Source organism: Serratia ureilytica, from assembly GCF_017309605.1.
Classification (GTDB): domain Bacteria; phylum Pseudomonadota; class Gammaproteobacteria; order Enterobacterales; family Enterobacteriaceae; genus Serratia; species Serratia ureilytica.
In genome coordinates, this window is the sequence record NZ_CP071320.1 from 3,031,879 (window position 1) to 3,054,826 (window position 22,948).

At 61.1% G+C, this 22,948-nt stretch carries 21 protein-coding genes, 2 tRNA genes and 1 other RNA gene; 7 read left to right on the plus strand and 17 right to left on the minus strand.

What is annotated here, in order from left to right; translation table 11 throughout:
* Window positions 1-50 precede the first annotated feature (50 nt).
* Complete coding sequence (dksA, locus tag J0X03_RS14200; protein WP_160204181.1) at window positions 51-476, minus strand: RNA polymerase-binding protein DksA; 426 nt, start codon at window positions 474-476, stop codon at window positions 51-53.
* Window positions 477-845: 369 nt separating this feature from the next.
* On the opposite strand from dksA, the gene J0X03_RS14205 reads away from it, so the two are divergent.
* Window positions 846-1,592 carry a carbon-nitrogen hydrolase family protein gene (locus J0X03_RS14205; RefSeq protein WP_160204180.1) on the plus strand — a complete coding sequence of 249 codons (747 nt, stop codon included), beginning with the start codon at window positions 846-848 and terminating at the stop codon, window positions 1,590-1,592.
* Between the two features lie 26 nt (window positions 1,593-1,618).
* Window positions 1,619-2,287, plus strand: a complete 669-nt coding sequence (gene exoX, locus J0X03_RS14210) for an exodeoxyribonuclease X (RefSeq protein WP_033644251.1) — start codon at window positions 1,619-1,621, stop codon at window positions 2,285-2,287.
* Window positions 2,288-2,322: 35 nt separating this feature from the next.
* Here the strand turns inward: exoX and J0X03_RS14215 are convergent, their stop codons facing one another.
* The 6 genes from J0X03_RS14215 to J0X03_RS14240 all read right to left on the minus strand — a co-directional run bounded on the left by J0X03_RS14215 (window position 2,323) and on the right by J0X03_RS14240 (window position 9,212).
* Window positions 2,323-4,356 (minus strand): S9 family peptidase, encoded by a 2,034-nt coding sequence (locus J0X03_RS14215; protein WP_122017093.1) that lies wholly within the window; start codon window positions 4,354-4,356, stop codon window positions 2,323-2,325.
* 68 nt (window positions 4,357-4,424) lie between these two features.
* Complete coding sequence (locus J0X03_RS14220; protein WP_033642711.1) at window positions 4,425-5,078, minus strand: tellurite resistance TerB family protein; 654 nt, start codon at window positions 5,076-5,078, stop codon at window positions 4,425-4,427.
* A gap of 149 nt (window positions 5,079-5,227) precedes the next feature.
* Window positions 5,228-5,806 carry a TorD/DmsD family molecular chaperone gene (locus J0X03_RS14225; RefSeq protein WP_122017094.1) on the minus strand — a complete coding sequence of 193 codons (579 nt, stop codon included), beginning with the start codon at window positions 5,804-5,806 and terminating at the stop codon, window positions 5,228-5,230.
* 42 nt (window positions 5,807-5,848) lie between these two features.
* The gene (locus tag J0X03_RS14230; RefSeq protein WP_033642709.1) at window positions 5,849-6,586 is read right to left on the minus strand and encodes a phosphatase; all 738 of its coding nucleotides are present in this window, start codon (window positions 6,584-6,586) and stop codon (window positions 5,849-5,851) included.
* A 90-nt stretch (window positions 6,587-6,676) separates the two neighbouring features.
* Window positions 6,677-7,618: a glyoxylate/hydroxypyruvate reductase GhrA gene (gene ghrA, locus J0X03_RS14235; protein WP_046686868.1), complete on the minus strand. Its 942-nt coding sequence runs from the start codon at window positions 7,616-7,618 to the stop codon at window positions 6,677-6,679.
* Window positions 7,619-7,745: 127 nt separating this feature from the next.
* Entirely contained in the window at window positions 7,746-9,212 is a 1,467-nt protein-coding gene (locus J0X03_RS14240) for a peptide MFS transporter (protein ID WP_046686867.1), read from the minus strand.
* Window positions 9,213-9,658: 446 nt separating this feature from the next.
* Here J0X03_RS14240 and J0X03_RS14245 point away from each other — a divergent pair.
* From J0X03_RS14245 to J0X03_RS14255, 3 genes are all read left to right on the plus strand, one after another.
* A tRNA-Ser gene (locus J0X03_RS14245) sits at window positions 9,659-9,748 on the plus strand.
* Window positions 9,749-10,112: 364 nt separating this feature from the next.
* A tRNA-Ser gene (locus tag J0X03_RS14250) sits at window positions 10,113-10,202 on the plus strand.
* 47 nt (window positions 10,203-10,249) lie between these two features.
* A non-coding RNA gene (locus J0X03_RS14255) (RtT sRNA) lies at window positions 10,250-10,369 on the plus strand.
* Between the two features lie 219 nt (window positions 10,370-10,588).
* Here the strand turns inward: J0X03_RS14255 and J0X03_RS14260 are convergent.
* A complete protein-coding gene (locus J0X03_RS14260) occupies window positions 10,589-10,945 on the minus strand; it encodes a helix-turn-helix domain-containing protein (RefSeq protein ID WP_033642706.1) in 357 nt (118 codons plus the stop codon).
* Between the two features lie 297 nt (window positions 10,946-11,242).
* Here J0X03_RS14260 and sdeA point away from each other — a divergent pair, with 297 nt between their 5' ends.
* Together sdeA and sdeB are read left to right on the plus strand one after the other, a co-directional pair.
* Entirely contained in the window at window positions 11,243-12,430 is a 1,188-nt protein-coding gene (gene sdeA / locus J0X03_RS14265) for a multidrug efflux RND transporter periplasmic adaptor subunit SdeA (RefSeq protein ID WP_033642705.1), read from the plus strand.
* 24 nt (window positions 12,431-12,454) lie between these two features.
* Window positions 12,455-15,598 carry a multidrug efflux RND transporter permease subunit SdeB gene (sdeB, locus tag J0X03_RS14270; RefSeq protein WP_033642704.1) on the plus strand — a complete coding sequence of 1,048 codons (3,144 nt, stop codon included), beginning with the start codon at window positions 12,455-12,457 and terminating at the stop codon, window positions 15,596-15,598.
* Between the two features lie 66 nt (window positions 15,599-15,664).
* Here sdeB and J0X03_RS14275 read toward each other — a convergent pair whose 3' ends face one another.
* The 9 genes from J0X03_RS14275 to hinT form a co-directional block, all read right to left on the minus strand.
* The gene (locus J0X03_RS14275) at window positions 15,665-16,144 is read right to left on the minus strand and encodes an RrF2 family transcriptional regulator (protein WP_033642703.1); all 480 of its coding nucleotides are present in this window, start codon (window positions 16,142-16,144) and stop codon (window positions 15,665-15,667) included.
* Between the two features lie 265 nt (window positions 16,145-16,409).
* Window positions 16,410-16,946: a glycine zipper 2TM domain-containing protein gene (locus J0X03_RS14280; protein WP_004928798.1), complete on the minus strand. Its 537-nt coding sequence runs from the start codon at window positions 16,944-16,946 to the stop codon at window positions 16,410-16,412.
* A gap of 356 nt (window positions 16,947-17,302) precedes the next feature.
* Window positions 17,303-18,607, minus strand: a complete 1,305-nt coding sequence (locus tag J0X03_RS14285; protein WP_004928794.1) for an NAD(P)/FAD-dependent oxidoreductase — start codon at window positions 18,605-18,607, stop codon at window positions 17,303-17,305.
* 332 nt (window positions 18,608-18,939) lie between these two features.
* Complete coding sequence (gene ycfP, locus J0X03_RS14290) at window positions 18,940-19,482, minus strand: alpha/beta hydrolase YcfP (protein ID WP_015377468.1); 543 nt, start codon at window positions 19,480-19,482, stop codon at window positions 18,940-18,942.
* Window positions 19,483-19,561: 79 nt separating this feature from the next.
* Complete coding sequence (gene nagZ / locus J0X03_RS14295) at window positions 19,562-20,581, minus strand: beta-N-acetylhexosaminidase (RefSeq protein WP_160204178.1); 1,020 nt, start codon at window positions 20,579-20,581, stop codon at window positions 19,562-19,564.
* A gap of 37 nt (window positions 20,582-20,618) precedes the next feature.
* Window positions 20,619-21,485 (minus strand): thiamine kinase, encoded by an 867-nt coding sequence (gene thiK / locus J0X03_RS14300; protein ID WP_033650751.1) that lies wholly within the window; start codon window positions 21,483-21,485, stop codon window positions 20,619-20,621.
* Complete coding sequence (lpoB, locus tag J0X03_RS14305; protein WP_025302429.1) at window positions 21,466-22,056, minus strand: penicillin-binding protein activator LpoB; 591 nt, start codon at window positions 22,054-22,056, stop codon at window positions 21,466-21,468. Before lpoB ends, thiK begins: the two co-directional genes overlap by 20 nt.
* A gap of 26 nt (window positions 22,057-22,082) precedes the next feature.
* The gene (locus J0X03_RS14310) at window positions 22,083-22,472 is read right to left on the minus strand and encodes a YcfL family putative periplasmic lipoprotein (RefSeq protein ID WP_025302428.1); all 390 of its coding nucleotides are present in this window, start codon (window positions 22,470-22,472) and stop codon (window positions 22,083-22,085) included.
* A gap of 11 nt (window positions 22,473-22,483) precedes the next feature.
* Complete coding sequence (gene hinT, locus J0X03_RS14315) at window positions 22,484-22,834, minus strand: purine nucleoside phosphoramidase (RefSeq protein WP_004928776.1); 351 nt, start codon at window positions 22,832-22,834, stop codon at window positions 22,484-22,486.
* Between the last annotated feature and the right edge of the window lie 114 nt (window positions 22,835-22,948).

The following is a 22,948-nucleotide window of genomic DNA, read 5'->3' on the forward strand; positions in this document are numbered from 1 at the left end:
ACCCGCCTGCAAAATGCCCACAGGCCCGATCAGTTCACGTCTTGTTACGCCTACACGCCTTTACGCATATGCGGCTCGCGCATCTCCTGTGCGGTTTTCGCCTCGATGCTCAGTTCCGCCGTCGGGCGCAGCAGCAGGCGTGCCAAGCCGATGGGTTCGCCGGTTTCCCGGCAGTAGCCGTATTCGCCGTTCTGCAACCGCGCCAGCGCCGCATCGATTTTCGGCAGCAGGCGGCTTTCGCGATCCAACTGGCGGAACAACAGGCGCAGCTCTTCTTCGCGCGCCGCCTTGTCGGCTTCATCACCCGTCGCTTCGCCGCTGTCGATCACCTTCTTCAGCTCATCGATGTGCAACAGCAGTTTTTGCCGCTCATCCTGCAGCAGCTGGCGGAAAAAAGCCCGTTGAACCGAGTTCATGTAATCAGAATCCGGCATGGCCAGCAGTTGCTGCGCATCCGGTAATGTCATCACTGTCATTGCGTTCTCCGAACCCTAAAAGTGTAATATTATAACATAATAATTATTTTAAGCACCCGGTCATCCAAAAACAAAATTTCACGTGCAAACAGCCAGTTACATACTACTTGCACTTTGTCGCTTGCATCCTGTCGGCTTTAGGCGGTTAATGGCTGAGCAAGCCACCCAATCATAGGTAACGAGAGGCCATCATGAGTAAGGGAATGGATAGCAAAAAAAATGCGAAGAAGAAGCCGTTGAAAACCCCAGCCGAGAAACGTGCGGAGAAACGCGCTAAAAAAGCGCATCCGTCTGGTGAGTAAACGTCCTTCCATCCGTCATTAAACCCGCCAAGGCGGGTTTTTTATTGCCTCACTGGAGAGATGGCCAATGCCGTGCTTTACCCTCGCCGCAGCCCAATACCCCGCCGCTGCGGCCAATATCGCCTGCAACCTTGAACGTCACCTTGAATTTGTCGCGCAGGCAGCCGAACAGCAGGTGCAACTGTTGGTGTTTCCCGAACTGTCGCTAAGCGGCTATGAGCTGGCCGATGCCGCCGAACTGGCGCTGACGCTGGGCGATCCGCGTCTGCAACCGCTCGCTGCGGCGGCGCAATCGCATCAGATGACGATCATCGTCGGCGCGCCCTTGCGCAGCGGCCAGGCGCTGCATATCGCCGCCTTGATCTTTCACCCCAACGGCGCGGTGGCCGCCTATACCAAGCAACATCTGCACGGCGCGGAACAACAACGGTTCTTGCCCGGTAATGGCGGCACGCTGCTGGAAATACATCGGCAACGCATCGCGCTGGCTATCTGCGCCGACACCTCGCAACCCGGCCACGCAAGCGCCGCCGCGCTGGCGGGTGCGCAGATTTATGCCGCCGGCGTGCTGGTATCTGAAGCCGGTTACGCGAAAGACAGCGCTGCGCTGGCAGGCTATGCCCGTCGTTATGGCATGGTCACGCTGATGGCCAACCATGCGGCGCCGACCGGAGGCTGGATCCCGGCAGGCCGCAGCGCCATCTGGGATGAAACGGGAGCGCTTTTGGTTGCCGCGCCGGATGACGCCCCTGGCCTTGTCATCGCCGACAGGACCCGCGACGGTTGGCACGGCCGCCTGTGCCGGTTAAGCTGAAGCCTGACCGCAACGCGGAGGAAAGCATGACGTTACGCGTAATAGATACCGAGACCTGCGGGCTGGACGGCGGCGTGGTGGAAGTGGCCTCCCTCGATCTGCTCGACGGCCAATTGACCAACCCGATGAGCGACCTGATCAGCCCGGACCGCCCCATCAGCCTCGACGCGATGGCGATTCATCACATCACCGAACAGATGGTGGAAGGCAAACCGCGCATTGCGGTGGCGATCGGCCGCTATCAGGGCAGCCCCTACTATGTGGCGCACAACGCCGCCTTTGATCGCGGGGTGTTGCCGGAGATGAACGGCGCCTGGATCTGCACCCTCAAGCTGGCGCGCACGCTGTATCCGGACATCAAGTACGGCAACCAGTATCTGCGTTACGCGCTGAATCTGGACGTGCAGTTGCCGGCAGACGCCACGCTGTACCCACACCGCGCGCTGTATGACTGCTACGTCACCGCCGCGCTGCTGCAACGCATCATCAAGGATTCGGGCTGGACGCCGGAGCAAATGGTGCAGATCACCGAACAGCCGGTGCTGCTGAAGAAGTTCAAGTTCGGCAAGTATCGCGGGCAGGAGATCGACCGCATCGCCCAGGAAGACCCCGGCTATCTGCGCTGGATGCTGAAATCCATCGACGATCTGAGCCCGGACATGAAACACACGCTGAAATACTATCTGATTGGCTAACACAGCGGGCGGCGCAGGCCGCCCGCCGCACGCCGTTATTCCGCCAGCGCCAGAATGAAGGCGTACTCCAACGCAATATCCTCATAGGCCTTGAAGCGGCCGGATTTGCCGCCGTGGCCGGCATCCATGTCGGTATACAGCAGCAGCTGCCGATCGTCGGTTTTCAGCTCGCGCAGCTTGGCCACCCACTTGGCCGGCTCCCAATACTGCACCTGCGAATCGTGCAGGCCGGTGGTCACCAGCAGATGCGGGTACTCCTGCGCTTTCACCTGATCGTACGGGCTGTACTGCTTGATGTAGTCGTAATAGGCCTGCTCGTTCGGGTTGCCCCACTCGTCGTATTCGCCGGTGGTCAGCGGAATGGACTCATCCAGCATGGTGGTCACCACGTCGACGAACGGCACCTGCGCCACCACGCCGTGGAACAGCTGCGGCGCCTGGTTGATCACCGCGCCCATCAGCAGGCCGCCCGCGCTGCCGCCCATCGCGAACACTCGCTTGCCGTCGCCGTACCCTTGGGCGACCAGCGTTTCGGTCACGTCGATAAAGTCGTTGAAGGTGTTCTGCTTGTTGAACAACTTGCCGTCTTCATACCACAGTTGCCCCAGCTCGCCGCCGCCGCGAATGTGCGCCAGCGCGAACACGACACCGCGATCCAGCAGGCTCAGGCGGCTGGCGCTGAACGCTGGATCCATGCTGCTGCCGTAAGAGCCGTAGCCATACACCATCAGCGGGTTGGCGCCGCGCTGGAAGCTGTCCTGACGATACACCAGCGAAACCGGCACCTCGACGCCGTCGCGCGCCTTCACCCACACCCGCTCGCTGCGGTAGTTTTCCGGCGTGAAACTCTTCACTTCCTGCTGTTTGAGCATCGTCCGCTCGCCGCTGTCCATGTTCAGCTCGTACAGCGTGGTCGGGGTGGTCATCGACGAATAGCCGTAGCGCAGCAGCGCGGTTTCCGGATCCGGGTTATACGCCAGCCAGGTGGTGTAAGTCGGATCGTCGAAGGCGATGCGCTTCTCTTCGCCGCTTTGCCAGTGGATTTGGCGCAGCAGCGTCAGGCCGGCATTGCGCTCTTCCACCACCAGCCAATCGCGGAACAGGCTGAAGCCCTCCAGCATCACGTCGGCGCGCGGGGCGATCAGCGTCTGCCACTGCGCTTCGTCCGCCTGCTCGCTTTGGTACAGGCCGAAGTTCTTGCCGTCCTTATTGGAGCGGATATAGAAATGCTGGTGATAGTGATCGATGGCGTACTCGTGATCCTTGCGGCGCGGCACGAACAGCTGCGGTTTGGCGTCCGCACGATCGGCATCCAGCAACAGGATCTCCGAGGTGGTGGTGCTGCTCAGGTGGATCAGAATAAAGCGCTCGGAGGTGGTCTTCTCCAGCCCGACGTAGAAGGTATCGTCCTGCTCTTCGTAAATCAGCTCGTCCTGCTGCGGATCGCTGCCGACTACGTGGCGATAAACCTGATACGGCAACAGCGTCTTGGCGTGCTTGCGCACGTAGTACACCGTCGAGGAATCGTTGGCCCACTCGAAGCTGCCGGAGGTGTTTTCCAGCACTTCGTCGGCCCAGCTACCGTCGGCCAGGTTCTTGAAACGAATGTCATACTGGCGGCGCGACAGGAAATCCTCCGCCACCCCCAGACGCTGATTGTCGGGGCTGACATCCAGCCCGCCCAGGGTGTAAAACTCGTGGTTCTCGGCGCGTTGGTTGCCGTCGATAAGCACATCCCACTGCTCGCTCTCGGCCTGCGGCTGGCGCACATAAATCGCGTATTCGTTGCCCGGCTCGTAGCGCGTCTGATAGCGATAGCCGTGGCGCACGTAAGGCACCGAATGTTCCTGCTGCGGGATGCGCGCCACCATCTCTTCGTACAGGGCTTCGCGCAGCGCCTGCTGCGGCTTCAACATCGCATCGGTGTAGGCGTTCTCCGCCTGCAGGTAGTCCAGCACCTGACGGTCTGCGCGCTCATCGTCGCGCAGCCAGTAGTAGTCATCCACGCGCGTATCGCCGTGGATAGTGATGGGATAAGGCCGTTTTTCCGCTTTCGGTGGGGTCATCATTGCTAAATCATCCGCTTACATAGATTGCGGCAAGAGTGACACGATTCCCCCCGGCTTGCCAAGCGGCGCTATGCCAGCTCGCGCTTTTTCTCGTTGACGTCGCTCTCGATGCCCTGCTTGACGTCCGCCGGGATCTTCAGCGCCTGCGCCAGCGCATCAAGATAGCCACGCTCCATAAAGTGATCGACGTCGATCACCAGACAACTCAGGTAATAAACCTCCAGCGCCTCGTCTTCGTTTTGCACGCTGCGGGCGATTAACGCCGGGTTGAGCGGCTGGTCGAGCGCTTCCTGCACCCAGCCCTGCGCCTCTTCCCCCACCTGCAGTTGCGCCAGGCTGTGATCGATGGCGCGCTGCTCGTCGGCATCGATATGGCCGTCGCTTTTGGCGGCGAACACCAGCGCCTGCACCAAACGCTTGGCGCGCAGATCCACCGGCGTGGTTTGCAAACCGAACTGCGGTTCGTCCTGATGGGTCTCTTTCACCCGCTGCTTGTACTTATTCCACAGCACCGCGCCCACCGCCGCGCTGCCGCCGATAATCAGCGCATTCTTGCCGAACTTACCCACCAGCTTGCGCGAAGATTTGTTGGCCAACAGCACGCCGACCAGGCCGCCCAGCGCCGTGGGCGCCAGCAGTTTGCCGATGCCTTCTGCCCCGCCCATCGCGCCGGCCTTCTGCCCGATCAACGTTTGAATCTGCTGCATCCAGTTACTTTTCATCATCTACCCCTTGCGTGAGAAAACGCGGCGCGCAGGCGCGGCCGAACCGACGGTAAACCGCCAGATTAGGGGATCTTTTGTCAATTTACGTCTGGGGGATGCAAACCTGTGTTTAGCGGGCCGGGCGGCCCGCCTGGATGGCTGCGACGTTACGCGTCTTCGTCGCCCGCTTCATCGTCCTGCTCGTACTCGGCCAGCTCGTCGCGCATCGCCTGGAGGGCATCGCGGGTCATCAGCGCCAGCGTGCGGTAGAAACCGGTGGTGGCGTGCGCTTCCACTTTGCCGAGGAAGCGGCCGCACCACGGCAGCAGGAACTCGTCGAACAGCGCGATCTGCGCCTGCGCTTCATCTTCCTGCGACTGATCTTCCAGCCAGGACGCCGCCAGCAGCAGCTGGCCGAAATGGTCGGCCGGCGCCTCCGCCAGCGGCATGCCGCGCTGCTGCAGGAAGGCGCGCACTTCAGCCTCGCTTGCGCCTTCGACATAGTCGGAGCGGAACGGCAGCACGCTGCATTCGCTGCCGACGAACATCGCATTGAAGTCGGTCGCCAGTTGGTTGACGTCACCGCCCTGCTGCAGGCGCTTCAGCAGGTCATCCTGCTCCAGCGGCCAGTGCTGCTGCAGCTTGCCCTCTTTAATCAGCGCGAACAGCGGCACCAACAGCGGATCCTGCGGCTGGCGGTAGAACAGCGTACCCAGCACGCGGCAAACAATCGAAAACTCATTCATGATAAAGCCTTATTCAATACGGAAAATTTTGCCGGGACGATGTCACAAATCGGCCAATTCCGCAATCGCCGGCTTGCCGCGCCGCTCGAGAAAATCCAGCAGCCGGCGCGGGCTGACGTTGAGAATGCGCTCCTGCGGGAAGCCCACCTCTTCGATAATGCGCTCGCAGTGCTCAAAGTTACCCAGCGAAAAGGCGACGTGCGAATCCGAGCCCAGCGCCAGCCAGCCGCCGGCGTCGCGCACCGCGGCGGCGATCGCCCGACAGTTGGCCTCGCTGCCCTTGCGGGAGTGGGTGAACGACGAGTTATTCAGCTCCAGCGCCACCTCGTATTTGGCCGCCGCCGCCGCGACGGCGGGAATGTCGATCGGATAACGCGGGTTGCCGGGGTGGCTGATGATATGCACGTCCCCCTGCGCCATCGCGGCGATCATCGCTTCAGTATTGGACGCTTTATCCTGCGGCGCAAACACCGGCTCATGGAAACCGGCGATGATCACGTCGGTGGCCGTCAGCATCGGGCCGGTGCAGTCGATATCGCCCTGCAGGTTTTTGATGTTGGCTTCGATACCGCGCAAAATGCCCACGCCGTTCACCCGGCGCGGCCAAACGTGCATGTTCATAAAGTGCCAGTAGTGCGGCGCATCGGCCATGTCCGGGCCGTGATCGGTGATGGCGAACAGCTGGATGCCCTTCTGCCGGGCTTCGGCGATGTAATCGTGCAGCGTGCTGTAAGCGTGCGTGCTGGCGACGGTGTGCATATGCAAATCAACGGGATACATTGTTTCTCCTTCCAGAGGGCCTGCCCGCAGCGGTGCGGGCGGGCGCGATGACGGTGTCAGCTTATCAGTTACCGAACGGCGGCTGAAGGATCAGTACCCCCGTTGCCTGTCGACCACGCCGGCAGGGGTATGCCCCGCCTCCAGCGCGCGAATGTTGGCGGCGATCTGATCCATCGCCTGCTGCGGCAACGTGATGGCAGCAATATGCGGGGTAATGGTGACACGCGGATGACGCCAGAACGGGTGATCCTGCGGCAGCGGCTCGCGGGCGAACACGTCCAGCGTGGCGGCGGCCAGTTGCCCCTGTTCCAACGCCGCCAGCAGATCGGCTTCCACCAGGTGCGCACCGCGCGCGATGTTGATGAGGTAGGCGCCCGCGCTCAACTGTGCGAACAGCTCGCGGTTGAGGATGCCAACGGTCTCCGGCGTATTGGGCAGCAGGTTGATCAGCAGTTTGACGCCGTCGAGGAAGGCCGCGCGCTGCGCCTCCCCGGCGAAGCTTTGCACGCCGTCAATCTGTTTGGCGCTGCGGCTCCAGCAGCGCACGCTAAAGCCAAACTCGGTCAGCTTACGCGCCACGCTCTGCCCCAGCACGCCGGCGCCGAGGATGCCGATGGTGAAATCATCCAGCGAGTGCGGATCGAGCGGCTGCCATTCCTGCCGCTGCTGCAACGCCTGATACTCGTCGAAACGGCGGAAATAGCGCAGCACATAGCTCAGCGCATATTCCTGCATCTGCTGCGCCATGCCGGTATCCTCCAGCCGCAGCAGCGGCACGCCGGCGGGCAGCGTGCCGGGGTGTTTGCGCTCCTGATCGAGAATGGCGTCGACGCCAGCGCCGAGGGCGAACACCGCTTTCAGATCGCGGCGGTTGGCTAACATCTCGTGCGGCGGGCGCCATACCAGCGCGTAATCCGCCGGCCGCTCGTCGCCGCGCTGCCATTCGCGGATCTCGGCCTGCGGCAGGCGTTGCTTGATGCCGGTCAGCCATTCCTGGGCGTTAAATAAGGGATGGTAATAGATGATGTTCATACTGCGGGCTCCCGTTTGTTTTTATTGGTTTTCCTTCAGCCTTCCGCGATTCATCGCCGGATGCAAGCGTTAAAGCCCAAAATAAAAACAGCCCCGACCAGTGGGGCTGTTGTGCATGTGCGCAAAATCAGGCGGCAGACGCGCCGTCGCGCCGGATAAGACGCCGCAACAGCGGAATTAAAATCAGCATCGCCACGCCGACGCCCGTCGCCCCCCAACCCAGCGCGCTGAAGATTTCGCTGTAGCCGGGATTGGTTTGCAGCGGCGTGCTGCCGCTATTTTCCGGCATCAGGCCGGATACGTAGCCCGCCAACACCGAAGCGACGCCGGTCACCATCATCCAGCAGCCCATCATCACGCCCTGATAGCGCGGCGGCGCCAGCTTGCCGATCATCGCGTAACCGATCGGCGAGATCATCAATTCACCGACGCTTTGCAGCACATAGCTGATGACGATCCATTTAAACGCCACCAGCCCGTCGCCGCCCGCCATGCTGATGCCCAGCGGCAATACCAGCATGCCGAGCCCGATGCAAAACAGCGATCCGGAGAACTGCAGCGGAATGTCGATGTTGCAGCCGCGAGCGCGCAGGCGGTTGAACCACCAGGCCAGCAGCGGGCCGCCCACCACGATCACCAGCGTGTTGATGTTCTGGATCCACTGCGGCGCCACCTGAATGCCGTAAACGTTCAGATTGATGTTGTGCTCGGAGAATAGCATCAGCCCCATCGGCGCCAGCTGATACAGCGCCCAGAACACCAGCGACCCCAGCGCCAGGATCAGATAGGCCGCCATTCTGCGGCGCTCATCGCGCGGATGGTGGCGCAGCGTCACGACGCACAGCATCAGGAAGATCAGCGCGCCGAGCACGATCACGAAATGGCCGCTGAACTCGGCATGGGTCAGCATCACGCGGATAATCGGCACCAGCGCCACCAGCACCGCCAACCCGACCAGCATGCGCCAGCGGTATTGGCTGCGGCTGGCGTCGTGGAGCGGCGTATTGAGATCGGCCAGAATGCGCCAGCGACAGACGGCGACGATGATCGCCGCCGCGTTGCCCAGCGTGGCGAACAGGAACAGCGCGCGATAATTTTCCGTCAGTTGGAAATACCCGGCCACGGTAAAGCCAACGAAGAACCCGAGGTTCATGCCGGCGTAATTCCACAGGAACGCCGATTCGCGCCGATCATCGTCCGGTTTGAAACGCTGGGTGAGCATCATATTGATGCAGGTCACGTTGAGACCGCTGCCGGTCAGGAACATCGCCAACCCCCAGTACAACCCCCACACGCCCGCGACGGCAATCAGCGCGCAGCCGAACACCTGCAGCACCATACCAAGCACGAACAGGTTGCGGTTGCTGAGGAAACGGCCGCCGAGATAGCCGCCGAACATGTGCAGGCCATAGTTGAAGGCGCCGAACACGCCCATCATGGCATTGGCGCTGCTTTCGTTGAAACCCAATCGCTTGGTGGCGTACAGCACCAGCGTGGAATAGAGCACGGCGAAACCCAGCGTGGCGAAGATCTGGATGAAGAACAGCGCCCCCGCGCCGGGGGGAATGGCATGGCGCGCTTGCGGCGCCGGCATGGCATCTGAAGGAGTCAAAACGAACCTCTACTGCATTATTATGTAATGAGTCTGTCCCTGTCTGCGGTATCGCCGGCCTGTCACCCGGCAATCTGCGCGGCGACGTGATGTTCCTTGCCAAAAACGCCGCGCCGACATGATTCCATTTAGCGACACATCTGACTAATAATCCAGTATTAATGCATATAACAGCAAACAACCCAACCTCAATGGCGAGATATTGAGCTATCTGTACAGAAAAAAGTCAAACAATCGGCTTTCACGTATTTTGCTCGCTGTCGCCCTGTCTGCCGGCGGCCGAGAGCCAGGATATCGTTCGGTAAATCAGCAAATTGCTGCAAGTTTGGCTAAACAGTCATGAGAATGAAATAAGAGGGTTGACGCTGAGATCAGATTCTCCTACATTAGCGCCCGTCGACAGCGCAAGGCGTTATCGGCAACAAAACGGTGAGGTGTCTGAGTGGCTGAAGGAGCACGCCTGGAAAGTGTGTATACGCGAAAGTGTATCGAGGGTTCGAACCCCTCTCTCACCGCCAAATTCAAAGAGAAAGCCTGGATTCGCGTCCAGGCTTTTTTTTTGCATGGTGCACCGCCGAGAGGGGTGAGAAGCCTCGACAGGGTTCGACAAAACGCCTGCGTTTTGGACCGCCAACGGCGGCCCGCCGCGAACGCCTCCCGCCTTACGCTGCCGAGGTTCCCCTTTTTCTCGGTTCTCCTCGAACCGTCTCTCTGATTTTCTCGCCCTTTCATGACTTCTGACGTGTAGTTCGCCGCAGTTTTCAACAAAGTGAACACGGCTTGAGCGGACAAGCAAAAACACAGAAATTATTCTTGACCGGATCGGCCCCACTCCCTATAGTAGCGCCCCGTTGCAGCGATGATTTCGCAACAAAAAAATATGGTGAGGTGTCCGAGTGGCTGAAGGAGCACGCCTGGAAAGTGTGTATACGCGAAAGTGTATCGAGGGTTCGAATCCCTCCCTCACCGCCATATTCTAACGAGAAAGCCTGAGCGAAAGTTCAGGCTTTTTTGTTTGCATCGCGCATCAACCGGGAGGGTGAGAATCCTCGACAGGGTTCGACAAAACGCCCGCGTTTTGGACCACCAACGGCGGCCCGCAGGGTGAGCGCAGCGAATCAATCCCTCCCTCACCGCCATATTCTACGAAGAAGCCTGAACTCGCGTTCAGGCTTTTTTGTTTGCATCGCGCACCGACCGGGAGGGTGAGAACCCTCGACAGGGTTCGACAAAACGCCCGCGTTTTGGACCGTCAACGTGGGCCGCAGGGTGAACGCAGCGAATCAATCCCTCCCTTACCGCCATACAAAAAAGCCCGAACGCAAATTCAGGCTTTTTTATTCCCACTGCCAAACCGCTCAGTGGTGCGTGCATCTCACCGCCGTCGGCTGCGCCAGTGCGCGGCGCCAGTCCCCCGGCGTTTGGCCGAACTGGCGTTTGAAGCTGCGGTTGAACGACTGCTGGGAGTCGAAGCCGAGCGAGATCGCCACGCTGACGATCGGTTCGCCGCTGTTGGCCAGGCGCTCCGCCGACACCTTCAGTTTTTGCATGCGGATATACTCCCCCAACGCATAGCCGGTCTGGCGCTTGAACATGCGCTGCAGATGCCATTTGGAGTAGCCCGCGCGGTCCGCTACGGTGTTGATATCCAGTTTTTCTTCCAGATTGTTGTCGATCCACGTCTTCAAATCGGTAATGAAACCCGTCGTGTTCATGCTGATGCTCCCATCATGTCGGCAGGGTCCCCCTCTGCCCAGTGCGCATACGTTGCAACAGTTTCGCTTTAAATGCAATTTTTATTATTGCATTTACCAGAAAGCCGCCTCTATACTCCACCCAATTAATGTAACCGATATTGATACATTAATGTGACACCAATATGTTTCAAAACCTAACGTTGCGCCATGACAAAGCGCGGCGCCCCTTCCGCCGAACGCCGGCATGAAGGGAAAAGCCCGGAAAACAGGGCTGGGTATGGGGCCAGACAGCGCTTACTTATCGGAATAAAAATAATGCCAAATCAACCAAACTCATCGTTCAACGCCGGCGGCCGCACGCGCGCCTTCGCTCTGGGCCAGCGGCTCTCCGGGGTGGCGCTGCTGGCCGCCCTGCTCGCCGGGTGTGACAACAGCGTCGCGCACAACGCCCCGCCACCGCCGCCGGTGGTCAGCGCCGCCAGCGTGGTGGTCAAACCGATCAGCCAGTGGGATGCGTTCAATGGCCGGGTCGAAGCAGTGCAAAGCGTACAGCTGCGCCCGCGGGTTTCCGGCTACATCGAGCGGGTCAACTACACCGAAGGCGACGAGGTGAAGAAAGGCCAGGTGCTGTTCATCATTGACGATCGCACCTACCGCGCCGCGCGCGAACAGGCGCAGGCGGAGCTGGTGCGGGCGCGCAATCAGGCAGCCCTCGCGCGCAGCGAATCTTCGCGAACCGAGAAACTGATCGGCACTCAGGCCATCTCGCAAGAGGTGTGGGAACAGCGCCGTTCGTCCGCCGCGCAGGCGCAAAGCAACGTGCTGGCGGCGCAGGCCCAGCTCGATATGGCGCAGCTTAATCTCGACTTTACCCGCGTCACCGCCCCGATCGACGGGCGCGCCAGCCGCGCGATGATCACCGCCGGCAACCTGGTCACCGCCGGCGACAGCGCCAGCGTGCTGACGACGCTGGTATCGCTCGATAAGGTTTACGTCTATTTCGACGTGGATGAGGCGACCTTCCTGCGCTATCAGCAGCAGGGCCGACACGACGCGCGCCTGCCGGTGAAGGTGGGCCTGGTGGGCGAAGACGGCACTCCGCATCAGGGGCTGGTGGACTTCACCGACAACCAGTTGAACGCCGGTACCGGCACCATCCGCATGCGCGCCCTGCTCGACAACCGCGATCGCCGCTTCACGCCGGGGCTGTTCGCCCGCGTGCAGATGCCCGGCAGCGCCGAGTTCAACGCCATGCTGATCGACGACAAAGCGGTGATGACCGATCAGAACCGCAAGTTCGTTTACATCGTCGATAAAGACGGCAAGGCGCAGCGCCGCGACATCGACGTGGGCCGGATGGCCGAAGGATTGCGCATTGTGCAAAAAGGCCTGGTGAACGGCGATCGGGTGATCGTCGACGGCATGCAGAAAGTGTTTATGCCGGGCATGCCGGTCGACGCGAAAAGCGTCGCCATGACCACCACCGCCTCCGCCCTTAACTAAGCTCCCAGCAGAGAATTCTGACCCATGGACTTTTCCCGTTTTTTCATCGACCGGCCGATCTTCGCCGCGGTGCTGTCGATACTGATTTTTGTCGCCGGGGTGATCGCCATTCCGCTGCTGCCGATCAGCGAGTACCCGGACGTGGTGCCGCCCAGCGTACAGGTGCGCGCCGAATACCCGGGCGCCAACCCGAAAGAGATTGCTGAAACGGTGGCGACGCCGCTGGAAGAAGCGATCAACGGTGTCGAAAACATGATGTACATGAAATCGGTCGCCGGCTCCGACGGCGTGCTGGTGACCACCGTCACCTTCCGCCCGGGCACCGATCCCGATCAGGCGCAGGTACAGGTGCAAAACCGCGTGGCGCAGGCCGAAGCGCGCCTGCCGGAAGATGTGCGCCGCCAGGGCATCACTACCCAGAAACAGTCTCCGGCGCTGACGCTGGTGGTGCATCTGGTATCGCCTTCCGGCAAGTACGACTCGCTGTACCTGCGCAACTACGCCACCCTGAAGGTCAAGGATGAACTGGCTCGCCTGCCGGGCGTCGGCCAGGTGCAGATCTTCGGCGCCGGCGAATACGCAATGCGCATCTGGCTCGATCCGAACAAGGTCGCCGCGCGCGGGCTGACCGCCTCCGACGTGGTGAGCGCCATGCAGGAGCAGAACGTGCAGGTCTCCGCCGGCCAGCTCGGCGCGGAGCCGATGCCGACGCGCAGCGACTATCTGCTGTCGATCAACGCCCAGGGCCGCCTGCAAACCGAAGAAGAGTTCGGCAACATCATTCTCAAGAGCGGCGATAACGGCGAGATCGTGCGGCTGCGCGACGTGGCGCGCATCGAAATGGGTTCCGGCAGCTACGCGCTGCGCGCCCAGCTCAATAACAAGGATGCGGTCGGCATCGGCATCTTCCAGTCGCCGGGCGCCAACGCCATAGAGCTGTCGGATGCGGTGCGCGGCAAGATGGCCGAGCTGGCGACCCGCTTCCCGGACGGCATGAGCTGGAAATCGCCGTACGATCCGACGGTGTTCGTGCGCGATTCGATCCGCGCGGTGGTGGATACCCTGCTGGAAGCGGTGATCCTGGTGGTGCTGGTGGTCATTCTGTTCCTGCAGACCTGGCGCGCCTCGATCATTCCGCTGTTGGCGGTACCGATCTCCGTGGTCGGCACCTTCGCCGCGCTGTATCTGCTCGGCTTCTCGCTCAACACCCTCAGCCTGTTCGGGCTGGTGCTGGCGATCGGCATCGTGGTGGATGACGCCATCGTGGTGGTGGAGAACGTCGAGCGCAACATCGAAGAGGGGCTGTCGCCGCTGGCGGCGGCCCACCAGGCGATGCGCGAGGTCTCCGGCCCGATCATCGCCATCGCCGTGGTGCTGTGCGCGGTGTTTGTGCCGATGGCGTTCCTCTCCGGCGTTACCGGCCAGTTCTACAAACAGTTCGCCGTCACCATCGCCATCTCGACGGTGATCTCCGCCATCAACTCGCTGACCCTGTCGCCGGCGTTGGCGGCGCGCTTGCTGAAGCCGCACGGCGCGCCGAAAGATCTGCCGTCGCGCCTGATCGACCGGCTGTTCGGCTGGCTGTTCCGGCCGTTCAACCGCTTCTTCGCCAGCGGCTCGCAGCGTTATCAGCACGGGGTATCCCGCGTGCTGGGCCGACGCGGCGCAGTGTTCGTCGTCTACCTGCTGCTGCTGGTCGCCGCCGGGGCGATGTTCAAGACCGTGCCCGGCGGCTTTATCCCGACGCAGGACAAGCTGTATCTGATTGGCGGCGTTAAGATGCCGGAAGGCGCCTCGCTGGAGCGCACCGATGCGGTGATCCGCAAGATGAGCGCCATCGGCCTGAGCGTGGACGGCGTCACCGATGCGGTGGCCTTCCCCGGCCTGAACGCGCTGCAGTTCACCAATACGCCGAATACCGGCACGGTATTCTTCGCGCTGGAGTCATTGAGCACCCGTACCCGCACCGCGGCGCAGATCAACGCCGAGATTAACGCGCGCATTTCGCAGATCCAGGAAGGTTTCGCCTTCTCGATCATGCCGCCGCCGATCCTCGGCATCGGCCAGGGTTCCGGCTATTCGCTGTACGTGCAGGATCGCGGCGGGCTGGGTTACGGCGCGCTGCAGACCGCGATCAACACGATGTCCGGCGCCATTATGCAAACGCCGGGCATGGGGTTCCCGATCTCCTCTTATCAGGCCAACGTGCCGCAGCTGGACGCCAAAATCGATCGCGACAAGGCCAAAGCTCAGGGGGTGCCGCTCAATGCGCTGTTCAGCACGCTGCAGACTTACCTCGGTTCGTCTTACATCAACGACTTTAACCGTTACGGCCGCACCTGGAAGGTGATGGCGCAGGCCGACGGCCAGTTCCGCGACAGCGTGGAAGACATCGCCAACCTGCGTACCCGCAACGACAAAGGCGAAATGGTGCCGATCGGCAGTATGGTCAGCATCGGCACGACCTACGGCCCGGATCCGGTGATCCGCTACAACGGTTTCCCGGCGGCGGACCTGATCGGCGACGCCGATCCGCGCGTCCTCTCCTCTACCCAGGCGATGAGCGCACTGACGCAAATGGCCGACAAGCTGTTGCCGAACGGCATGAACATCCAGTGGACCGATCTGAGCTACCAGCAATCGACCCAGGGCAACGCCGCGCTGGTGGTGTTCCCGGTCGCGGTGCTGCTGGCGTTCCTCGCGCTGGCGGCGCTGTATGAAAGCTGGACGCTGCCGCTGGCGGTGATCCTGATCGTGCCGATGACCATGCTGTCGGCGCTGTTCGGCGTATGGTTGACCGGCGGCGACAACAACGTGTTCGTGCAGGTCGGGTTGGTCGTTCTGATGGGGCTGGCCTGCAAGAACGCTATTCTGATCGTCGAGTTCGCCCGCGAGCTGGAAATGCAGGGCAAAGGCATCGTCGAGGCAGCGCTGGAAGCCTGTCGCCTGCGGTTGCGACCGATCGTGATGACCTCCATCGCCTTCATCGCCGGCACCATCCCGCTGATCCTCGGCCACGGCGCCGGCGCCGAAGTGCGCGGCGTCACCGGCATCACGGTGTTCTCCGGCATGCTGGGGGTCACGCTGTTCGGGCTGTTCCTGACGCCGGTGTTCTACGTCACCCTGCGTCGCCTGGTGGCACGCAAAACGCAGACGCAGACGGCGTAATCCTCGTCTTAACATGCAAAAAGGTCGGGCATTGCCCGACCTTTCTTTATGCATCAGAACTCGCGATTATTTATCGGCGGTTTCGGCCTCTTGCGCGGCGGCGTATTCCGCACAGGCGCGCTTGTCGCCCCGCTCCAGTTCGGCCAGCGAGTCAGCCACGGTGTGGCGCGCCAGCACCGCGAGCGAAGCCTGCTCGGCCTCGTTCACCACCGATTTGAAATACCAACAGGCGTTGGCGCTCACCAGGCAACGGGCCGGCACTTCAGGGCGTGAGGCCCAGATGCGCTTGTCGTCGATCACCGCCAGGTAGATATCCCGCAGGGTAATCTCTTCCGCCGGGCGGCCAAGGTGGATAGAGCCGTTTCGGCCCAGGGTGGAAACGATGATGCCGTCTTTGGTCAGCGGCACCATCAGTTTGCGGATAAAGCTCGGGTTAGCTTCCAGAGTGGCGGCGAGCGTGGCGCTCGTCGAACGCATGCCCTGCTTCTCAGCTACGGCGACGCTAAGGACCATTTGCAACGCTGTCGGAAAGCGAAAATCTAACATGTCGTTATCTCTGCGAGACGAAATACTCGGGTTTGGCCGGTGCGGCGATTAGCGCCGAACACACCGCTTAATCGCACAATAATATAACAAACGCGGGGGCTTTTTTGAAGTTTTGCCCAGTGATATCGCACGCAGACATTAGAACGATCGTCGAATTCGCGGGCAGACAAAAAGCAGAAACCCGCGTCAATGTTAACGCCGCTCGCTTAACCGAGTTAAACGATCAGAACTAACACTGCCCGCGGGTTTAATTCGAATGCGTCGATCAGGCTCTGTTCAGCACCAGCTGGCCGTTTTTGTCCAACGGGATTTGGGTGCCCGGATCGTGATCCATGCGGATCTTGCCCTGCTGATTGCCGATCTTGTAGGTCACGTCATAGCCCAGCATTTTCTGAGACTTGTCGTAGACCGTTTTGCAACGCTGCTGAACGCTGGTGGTGACGTCGTTATTCTGCATCGCCCCTTGCACCTGGTTACCGGCGTAGCCGCCGCCCAGAGCGCCCACCACGGTCGCCACGTCGCGTCCGCGACCGCCGCCGAACTGGTGGCCGATCACGCCGCCCGCCACTGCGCCCAGCACAGAACCGGCGATGCGGTTTTCATCCTGCACCGGTGCACGGTGCGTGACGGTGACGTTGCGGCATTCCTGACGCGGCGTTTTGATGGTTTCTTTAATCGGCGTTGCGGCGAGCACCTGCGCATATTGCGGACCGGCAGAAAAGACGTCCAGGCTGGCTACCGCGGCAATCCCCAGAGCGGCAGCGATGCCAATCCCAACACCGGCTAACATTGACTTGTTCACAGGAAACCTCCTGAAAGTGTTACCACGCATTTTTTCCGGGTCTGTTACCGGCATGGCACCGCGCTTATTATTTTGCGCATGGGCGGCTTGCGGTATCCCGGTTTACGGCGTGCGCGACGCGCCGTCTGTAAACGAGGTAAAGTCTGCACAATGATTTGAGGGCTCGCAATAAGACAAGGGGACCAAAAATGCGGGAAAACGGCCGTTTTGCCGTTGTTTAGGAGGAATCTTAAGAATTTTACCCATGTCGGCGACAGCTTATGCTGAAGAATCAAGCAACCGCCGCCGTTAGCCTCGCGCCGCCATAAAAAAACCCGCGCGGGCGAACCGGCGCGGGTTGATCGACAACGGCGGGATCAGTGCATCTTCAGGCGCGGGCGGATCACCCGGTTAATGCCGCCCACCAGCATCATCAGGCCGGTTTTGATGTAGCCGTGCAGCGCCACCTGGTGCATGCGGTACAGCGAGATATAGACGAAACGCGCAATGCGCCCTTCCACCATCATCGAGCCGCGCATCAGGTTGCCCATCAGGCTGCCGACGGTGCTGAAGCGCGACAGCGACACCAGCGAACCGTGGTCTTTGTACACGTAAGGCTTCAGCGTCTGGCCGTTCATCAGCGCCAGGATATTAGTGGCGCAGCGTGAGGCCATCTGGTGCGCCGACTGGGCGCGTGGCGGCACGAAACCGCCGCCCTCTTTCGGGCAAGAGGCGCAGTCGCCGATGGCGAAGATGTTCGGATCGCGCGTGGTCTGCAGCGTCGGCTCCACCACCAACTGGTTGATGCGGTTGGTTTCCAGGCCGCCGATGTCCTTCATAAAGTCCGGCGCTTTGATGCCCGCCGCCCACACCATCAGATCGGCGTCGATGAACTCGCCGCCCTTGGTATTCAGGCCTTTGGCGTCCGCGCTGGTCACCATGGTGTTGGTCAGCACGCGCACGCCCAACTTGATCAGCTCCTGGTGAGCCGCAGCGGAAATGCGCGGCGGCAGCGCCGGCAGAATGCGCTCGCCGGCTTCGACCAGCGTCACGTTGAGCGCGCTGTTGTCCAGGCCTTCAAAACCGTAGCTGTGCAGCTGTTTCACCGCGTTGTGCAGTTCGGCGGACAGTTCAACGCCGGTGGCGCCGCCGCCGACGATGGCGATGTTGACCCGCTCTTTTTGCCCCGGCTGCGCCGAGAACTTCAGGAACAGGTTAAGCATTTCGTTGTGGAAACGACGTGCCTGATGCGGGTTATCCAGGAAGATGCAGTGCTCTTTCACGCCCGGCGTACCGAAATCGTTTGAGGTGCTGCCCAGCGCCATCACCAGGATGTCGTACGGCAGTTCGCGCGCCGGCACCAGCTCGCCGCCCTGCTCGTCGCAGATCTGCGCCAGCTGCAGCGTTTGCGTCTCGCGGTTGATGTTGGTCAACGACCCCAGCTGGAAACTGAAATGGTGATTGCGCGCGTGCGCCAGGTAGCTGAGCGCATCCACGCCGTCATCGAGGGAGCCGGTCGCCACTTCGTGCAACAGCGGTTTCCACAAATGGCTGTGGTTGCGATCCACCAGCGTGATCTCGGCTTTGTTCTTACGGCCAAGTTTATGGCCCAGGCTGGTCGCCAGCTCCAGACCACCGGCGCCGCCGCCGACAATAACGATTTTCTTCTTTGGCGTTGTCAAAATAACCCCCTAAATGTGAACCATTTGTTATCCCAGGGTAAATAAATAATATCCTTAGAATACATAGGGTTCGCGTAAAATAAATCGGCTCTCTGCAGCCAGAATAGCATGTGAGGTTATTTGGTCATACCAAAATTGACGTACATCAATTTTTTTTGGTTAAAGGCTGGACGAGGGCATTTTTTGGGGATTGCGATTCAAATAGTTAGCGCTGAGTCACAGTTTTAAATTTTGCCGATTGCCACGCAAAATCTGGCTTTGGCGCACAAAAAAGCCGCACTTTCCGTCGGTGAAAAACGGGGAGCGCGGCTCGCGGCAGCGTTATGAAACTGTTAACCCAGCGCCTTGAACGCCTTGAGCCGCTGCAGATGCGGCGAGATGTTTTTGAACTTGTGCGTCTGCTGTTCATCCCACACGATCTCGTAGTAGTGATGCAGCAATTCGGCGCTGCGCCGGTTATCCAGCACCTCGTCGTGGCGCGACAGCACCACCAGACAGCGATCGCGGTTTTTCTCGCGGAAATCCTCCACGCACTTGGTGGCGATATCGCGATACTCTTCCGGCCGGTCTATCTTGCCGTGCATGTGCTCTTCCGGGTACAGGTTGGGATTGAACATCGCCTGGCGAATGCCGCACAGGAAGCCGATGCGCTCCGCCCAGAAGCCGCCAAGGCCGACCCCGCAGATCAACGGGTGCGCATCGCCGCCCTGCTGCACCGCCTTGTCCACCTCTTTCAACAGATGCTGCATGTCGTGACGCGGGTGCAGCGTGCTGTAGCTGATAAAGCGCACATCCGGATCGATAAACTGCAGCTGTAACACCTTTTCATGATTGCCGGGGCTGGTGGAATCGAAGCCGTGCAAATAGATAATCATGTGGATCCTCGCAACAAGCCAAGGGCCGCGGGCGCGGCCCTCATCATTTCCGCTCTGCGCCGCGATGCGGCGCCTGGATTCACCCTTGCGAACGCTGCTTGTGCTCCTCCCAGCGTTCGCTCAGCGCGCTGAGCGCCTTGTGCGCCTGCTGCCAGCGCTCGGAGTCGCGCAGTTCCTGACGGGTGAACTGACCGCGATGATATAACCGCTTCACCTTCTCTGCTTTGACCGGGGACAGGTTATCCAACACGCTGACCGCGCCTGCGCGGTGGTTGCACACCAGGATCATATCGCAACCGGCATCCAGCGCCGCCTGGCCGCGTTCGGCATAGCTGCCCATGATGGCGGCGCCTTCCATCGACAGATCGTCGGAGAAAATCACGCCGTCGAAGCCCAGCTCCTGACGCAGGATCTGCTGCAGCCAGTACGGCGAGCCGCTGGCCGGACGCGGGTCCGCTTCAGTATAGATGACGTGGGCCGGCATGACGGCGTCCAACAGTTGGCGGTTGATCAGCTCGCGGAAGATCGCCATGTCGTGCTCGCGGATCTGCGCCAGCGGCCGCGGATCGCGCGGGGTTTCCTTGTGCGAATCGGCGCTGACGGCGCCATGCCCCGGGAAGTGTTTACCGGTGGTTTTCATGCCGGCGCTGTGCATGCCGAGGATAAAGCGTTCCGCCATCGCCAGTGCCTGCTGCGGATCGCTGTGGAACGAACGCTCGCCGATCGCCGCGCTGGCATGGCCGATATCCAGCACCGGCGCAAAGCTGATGTCGATATCCTGCGCAATCATTTCCGCCGCCATCAGCCAGCCGGCCTCCTGCGCCAGACGGCCACCTTCCTGCGCATCGTGCAACGCGGCAAACGACTGCGCCGCCGGCAGACGGGTGAAGCCCTCGCGGAAGCGCTGCACGCGCCCGCCCTCCTGATCCACGGCCACCACCAGCCGATCGTGCGAAGCGGCGCGGATCTGGCGCACCAGCTCACGCAGCTGCTCCGCATCGTGGAAATTGCGGGTAAACAGGATCAATCCGCCAACCAGCGGGTGTTTCAGAATCTCGCGTTCTTCTGCATCCAGCTCGTAGCCGGCGACATCTAGCATTACTGGGCCCACGGGCACCTCACTTCATATTGTTCGTTCAGAATTCGGATGATGATAAACAGAATTGCCGGCGCAGCGCCGCGCCCCAGCGCAAAAATTCAACGTCGCCGCTCTGCTGCCAGCGCACTTCAAACCACAGCAGCATCAGATAATCCACCCACGGCAGCCAGCGCTGCACCTGCGCCTGCAGCCGGGCGACGTCGTGATAGCCCTGACGCGCGTAGTGCTGCAAAAAGCGCTGCTGCGGCTCAGCCGCCCAGCCGTTGCCGCGAAACAGCGCGGCGATATCCAACGCCACATCGCCGTCGGCGGCATACTCCCAGTCGATCAGCCGCAGCCCCTCGCCGGTCGCGAGCAAATTGCCCGGGTGGATGTCCATGTGCAGCGGCGCCAGGCGTAATGGCCGCGGCGGCGCGCAGCGTAAGAAATGACGCTGCCAACGCAGCCAGGCGGGGGTTAAACGCCGCGTATCCAGCTGCTGCCAGTAGCGGAGGAACTGCCGCCGCAGATCCAGCCGGTAACCGCTGAGCGGCCGCCGGTGCAGCGTCGTCGCCATCGCCGCCAGCTCGCCGCGTTGATTCAGCATGTCAAACTCAGCTTCTGTGACGATGTCACCTTCGAGCCATTCGAGGACAAGCCACTGATTATTCTGTGCGAAAACCCGTGGCCCGAGCCCCGACGCGCAGCGACGCAAGACCTGCGCTTCCCGCCGTCTGCTCACGCCCAGCGCGCGTTTCTCCGCGCTGTTTTGCCGCGCCAGCAGCGTAATGCCCGATCCGTCGATGCGCCAGCTCTCGCCGGTCAGCCCCTGCACCGGGCTGAAATGACAACCGGCGGTATTCACCGCCGGCAGTCTGGTTTCCATCAATTGTCGCAGCGCGGCCTCAGCGTTTAACGGCGCCATTGCCCGACCAGACGATCTCGCCGGTTTGCACCAGCATCAGCTGCATATCCAACGCCGGCGACTTCACGTCGCCGCTGACGTCGCTATACAACACGTACTGCGCGCCGACGATGCGCGCCAGGCCAATCGCCTTGCTGCGCGAGCCGAAGCTGTCATCCGCCGACAGGCCCAGCGTTTGTCTGGCGCTCGTCAGCTTCGCTTCCGGCACCACGCTGAAGGTGGAGTTCGATGCCAGCGCCTTATACAGCGCCGCGGTGGCTTTGCCCATCTGCAGCGAGCCGTTGGTGTTGTTCTTGACGCTGTCCAGCAGCAGCACGCTGCCGGCCGTGACGCCATCGGCCTTCAGCATCTGATTCACCAGCGGCTGAACGCTGCCCAGCCAGTCAAGCTGCTGGATTTTCGGCGGCTGCGGCACCGGCTCGGTGGTTGGCGGCTGCGGTTGCTCGACCGGCGGCGTCGGCTGTTCCGGTTCGACGGTGACCGGCGGCAACGGCTGATCCGGCTCAGGCGGGCGCGACAGACAGCCGCTCAGGGTGAATGCGGCCAGCGCCACTAAGACGTACTTTTTCATGCTTTTTCTCCAAACCTGGCAAGCGCTTACAGGTACAGATACAGACGCGCGCTTTTAGCTTCCAGATTACCGTTAATCGAGTAGATTTTGGCGTCCGAGTTAGGCGCCACGACGATCTCACGCGGTTTCTCGAAGGGGCGAATATCCAGCCCCTGCGCGTCGTACCAATAGAAACGATAATGCACGGTGACCGGCGTCGGTTGGCTGTTATTGAGCACCGAAGTCGCCATCACCCGCCCGGAAGCGTTCGAGACAGAGGGCGTATCGGCAAAAATGCCGGCGGTCAGCACCGAAGGATCCATCACCACCGTTTGCCCCCGGTTAACCGCGATGCCGGATGGCGAACTGCACCCCATCAGCAACGCGGCGGGCAGCGCCAACGCCATCAGACAACGCAGAGTTTTTTTACCGCGCATGATTTCCTCGCTTAACGTGACAGCAGCGGCCCCAGCGAGCGGCCACCGACCAGGTGCATATGAATATGATAGACCTCCTGACCGGCGTGGCGGTTGCAGTTGACGATCAGGCGGTAGCCGTCCTCGGCGATGCCTTCCTGTTCGGCGATTTTCGCCGCGGCGGTGATCATGCGGCCCAATGCGGCCTCATGCTCCACGGTCACGTCGTTGACGGTTGGGATCAGCACGTTGGGAACGATCAGCACATGGGTAGGCGCCTGGGGGGAGATGTCACGGAAAGCGGTGACCAGTTCATCCTGGTAAACCACATCAGCAGGGATTTCGCGGCGGATAATTTTACTGAAAATCGTTTCTTCGGCCATCTGGCGTTCCTTGTTTTACACAATTAGCTGTACGCAGTATGAGTGACAAATTCTACTGCTTTCAACCTGATTGCGCACTTTCCACGTCGAGTGCTGCAGATTCGCGCAGGCCGG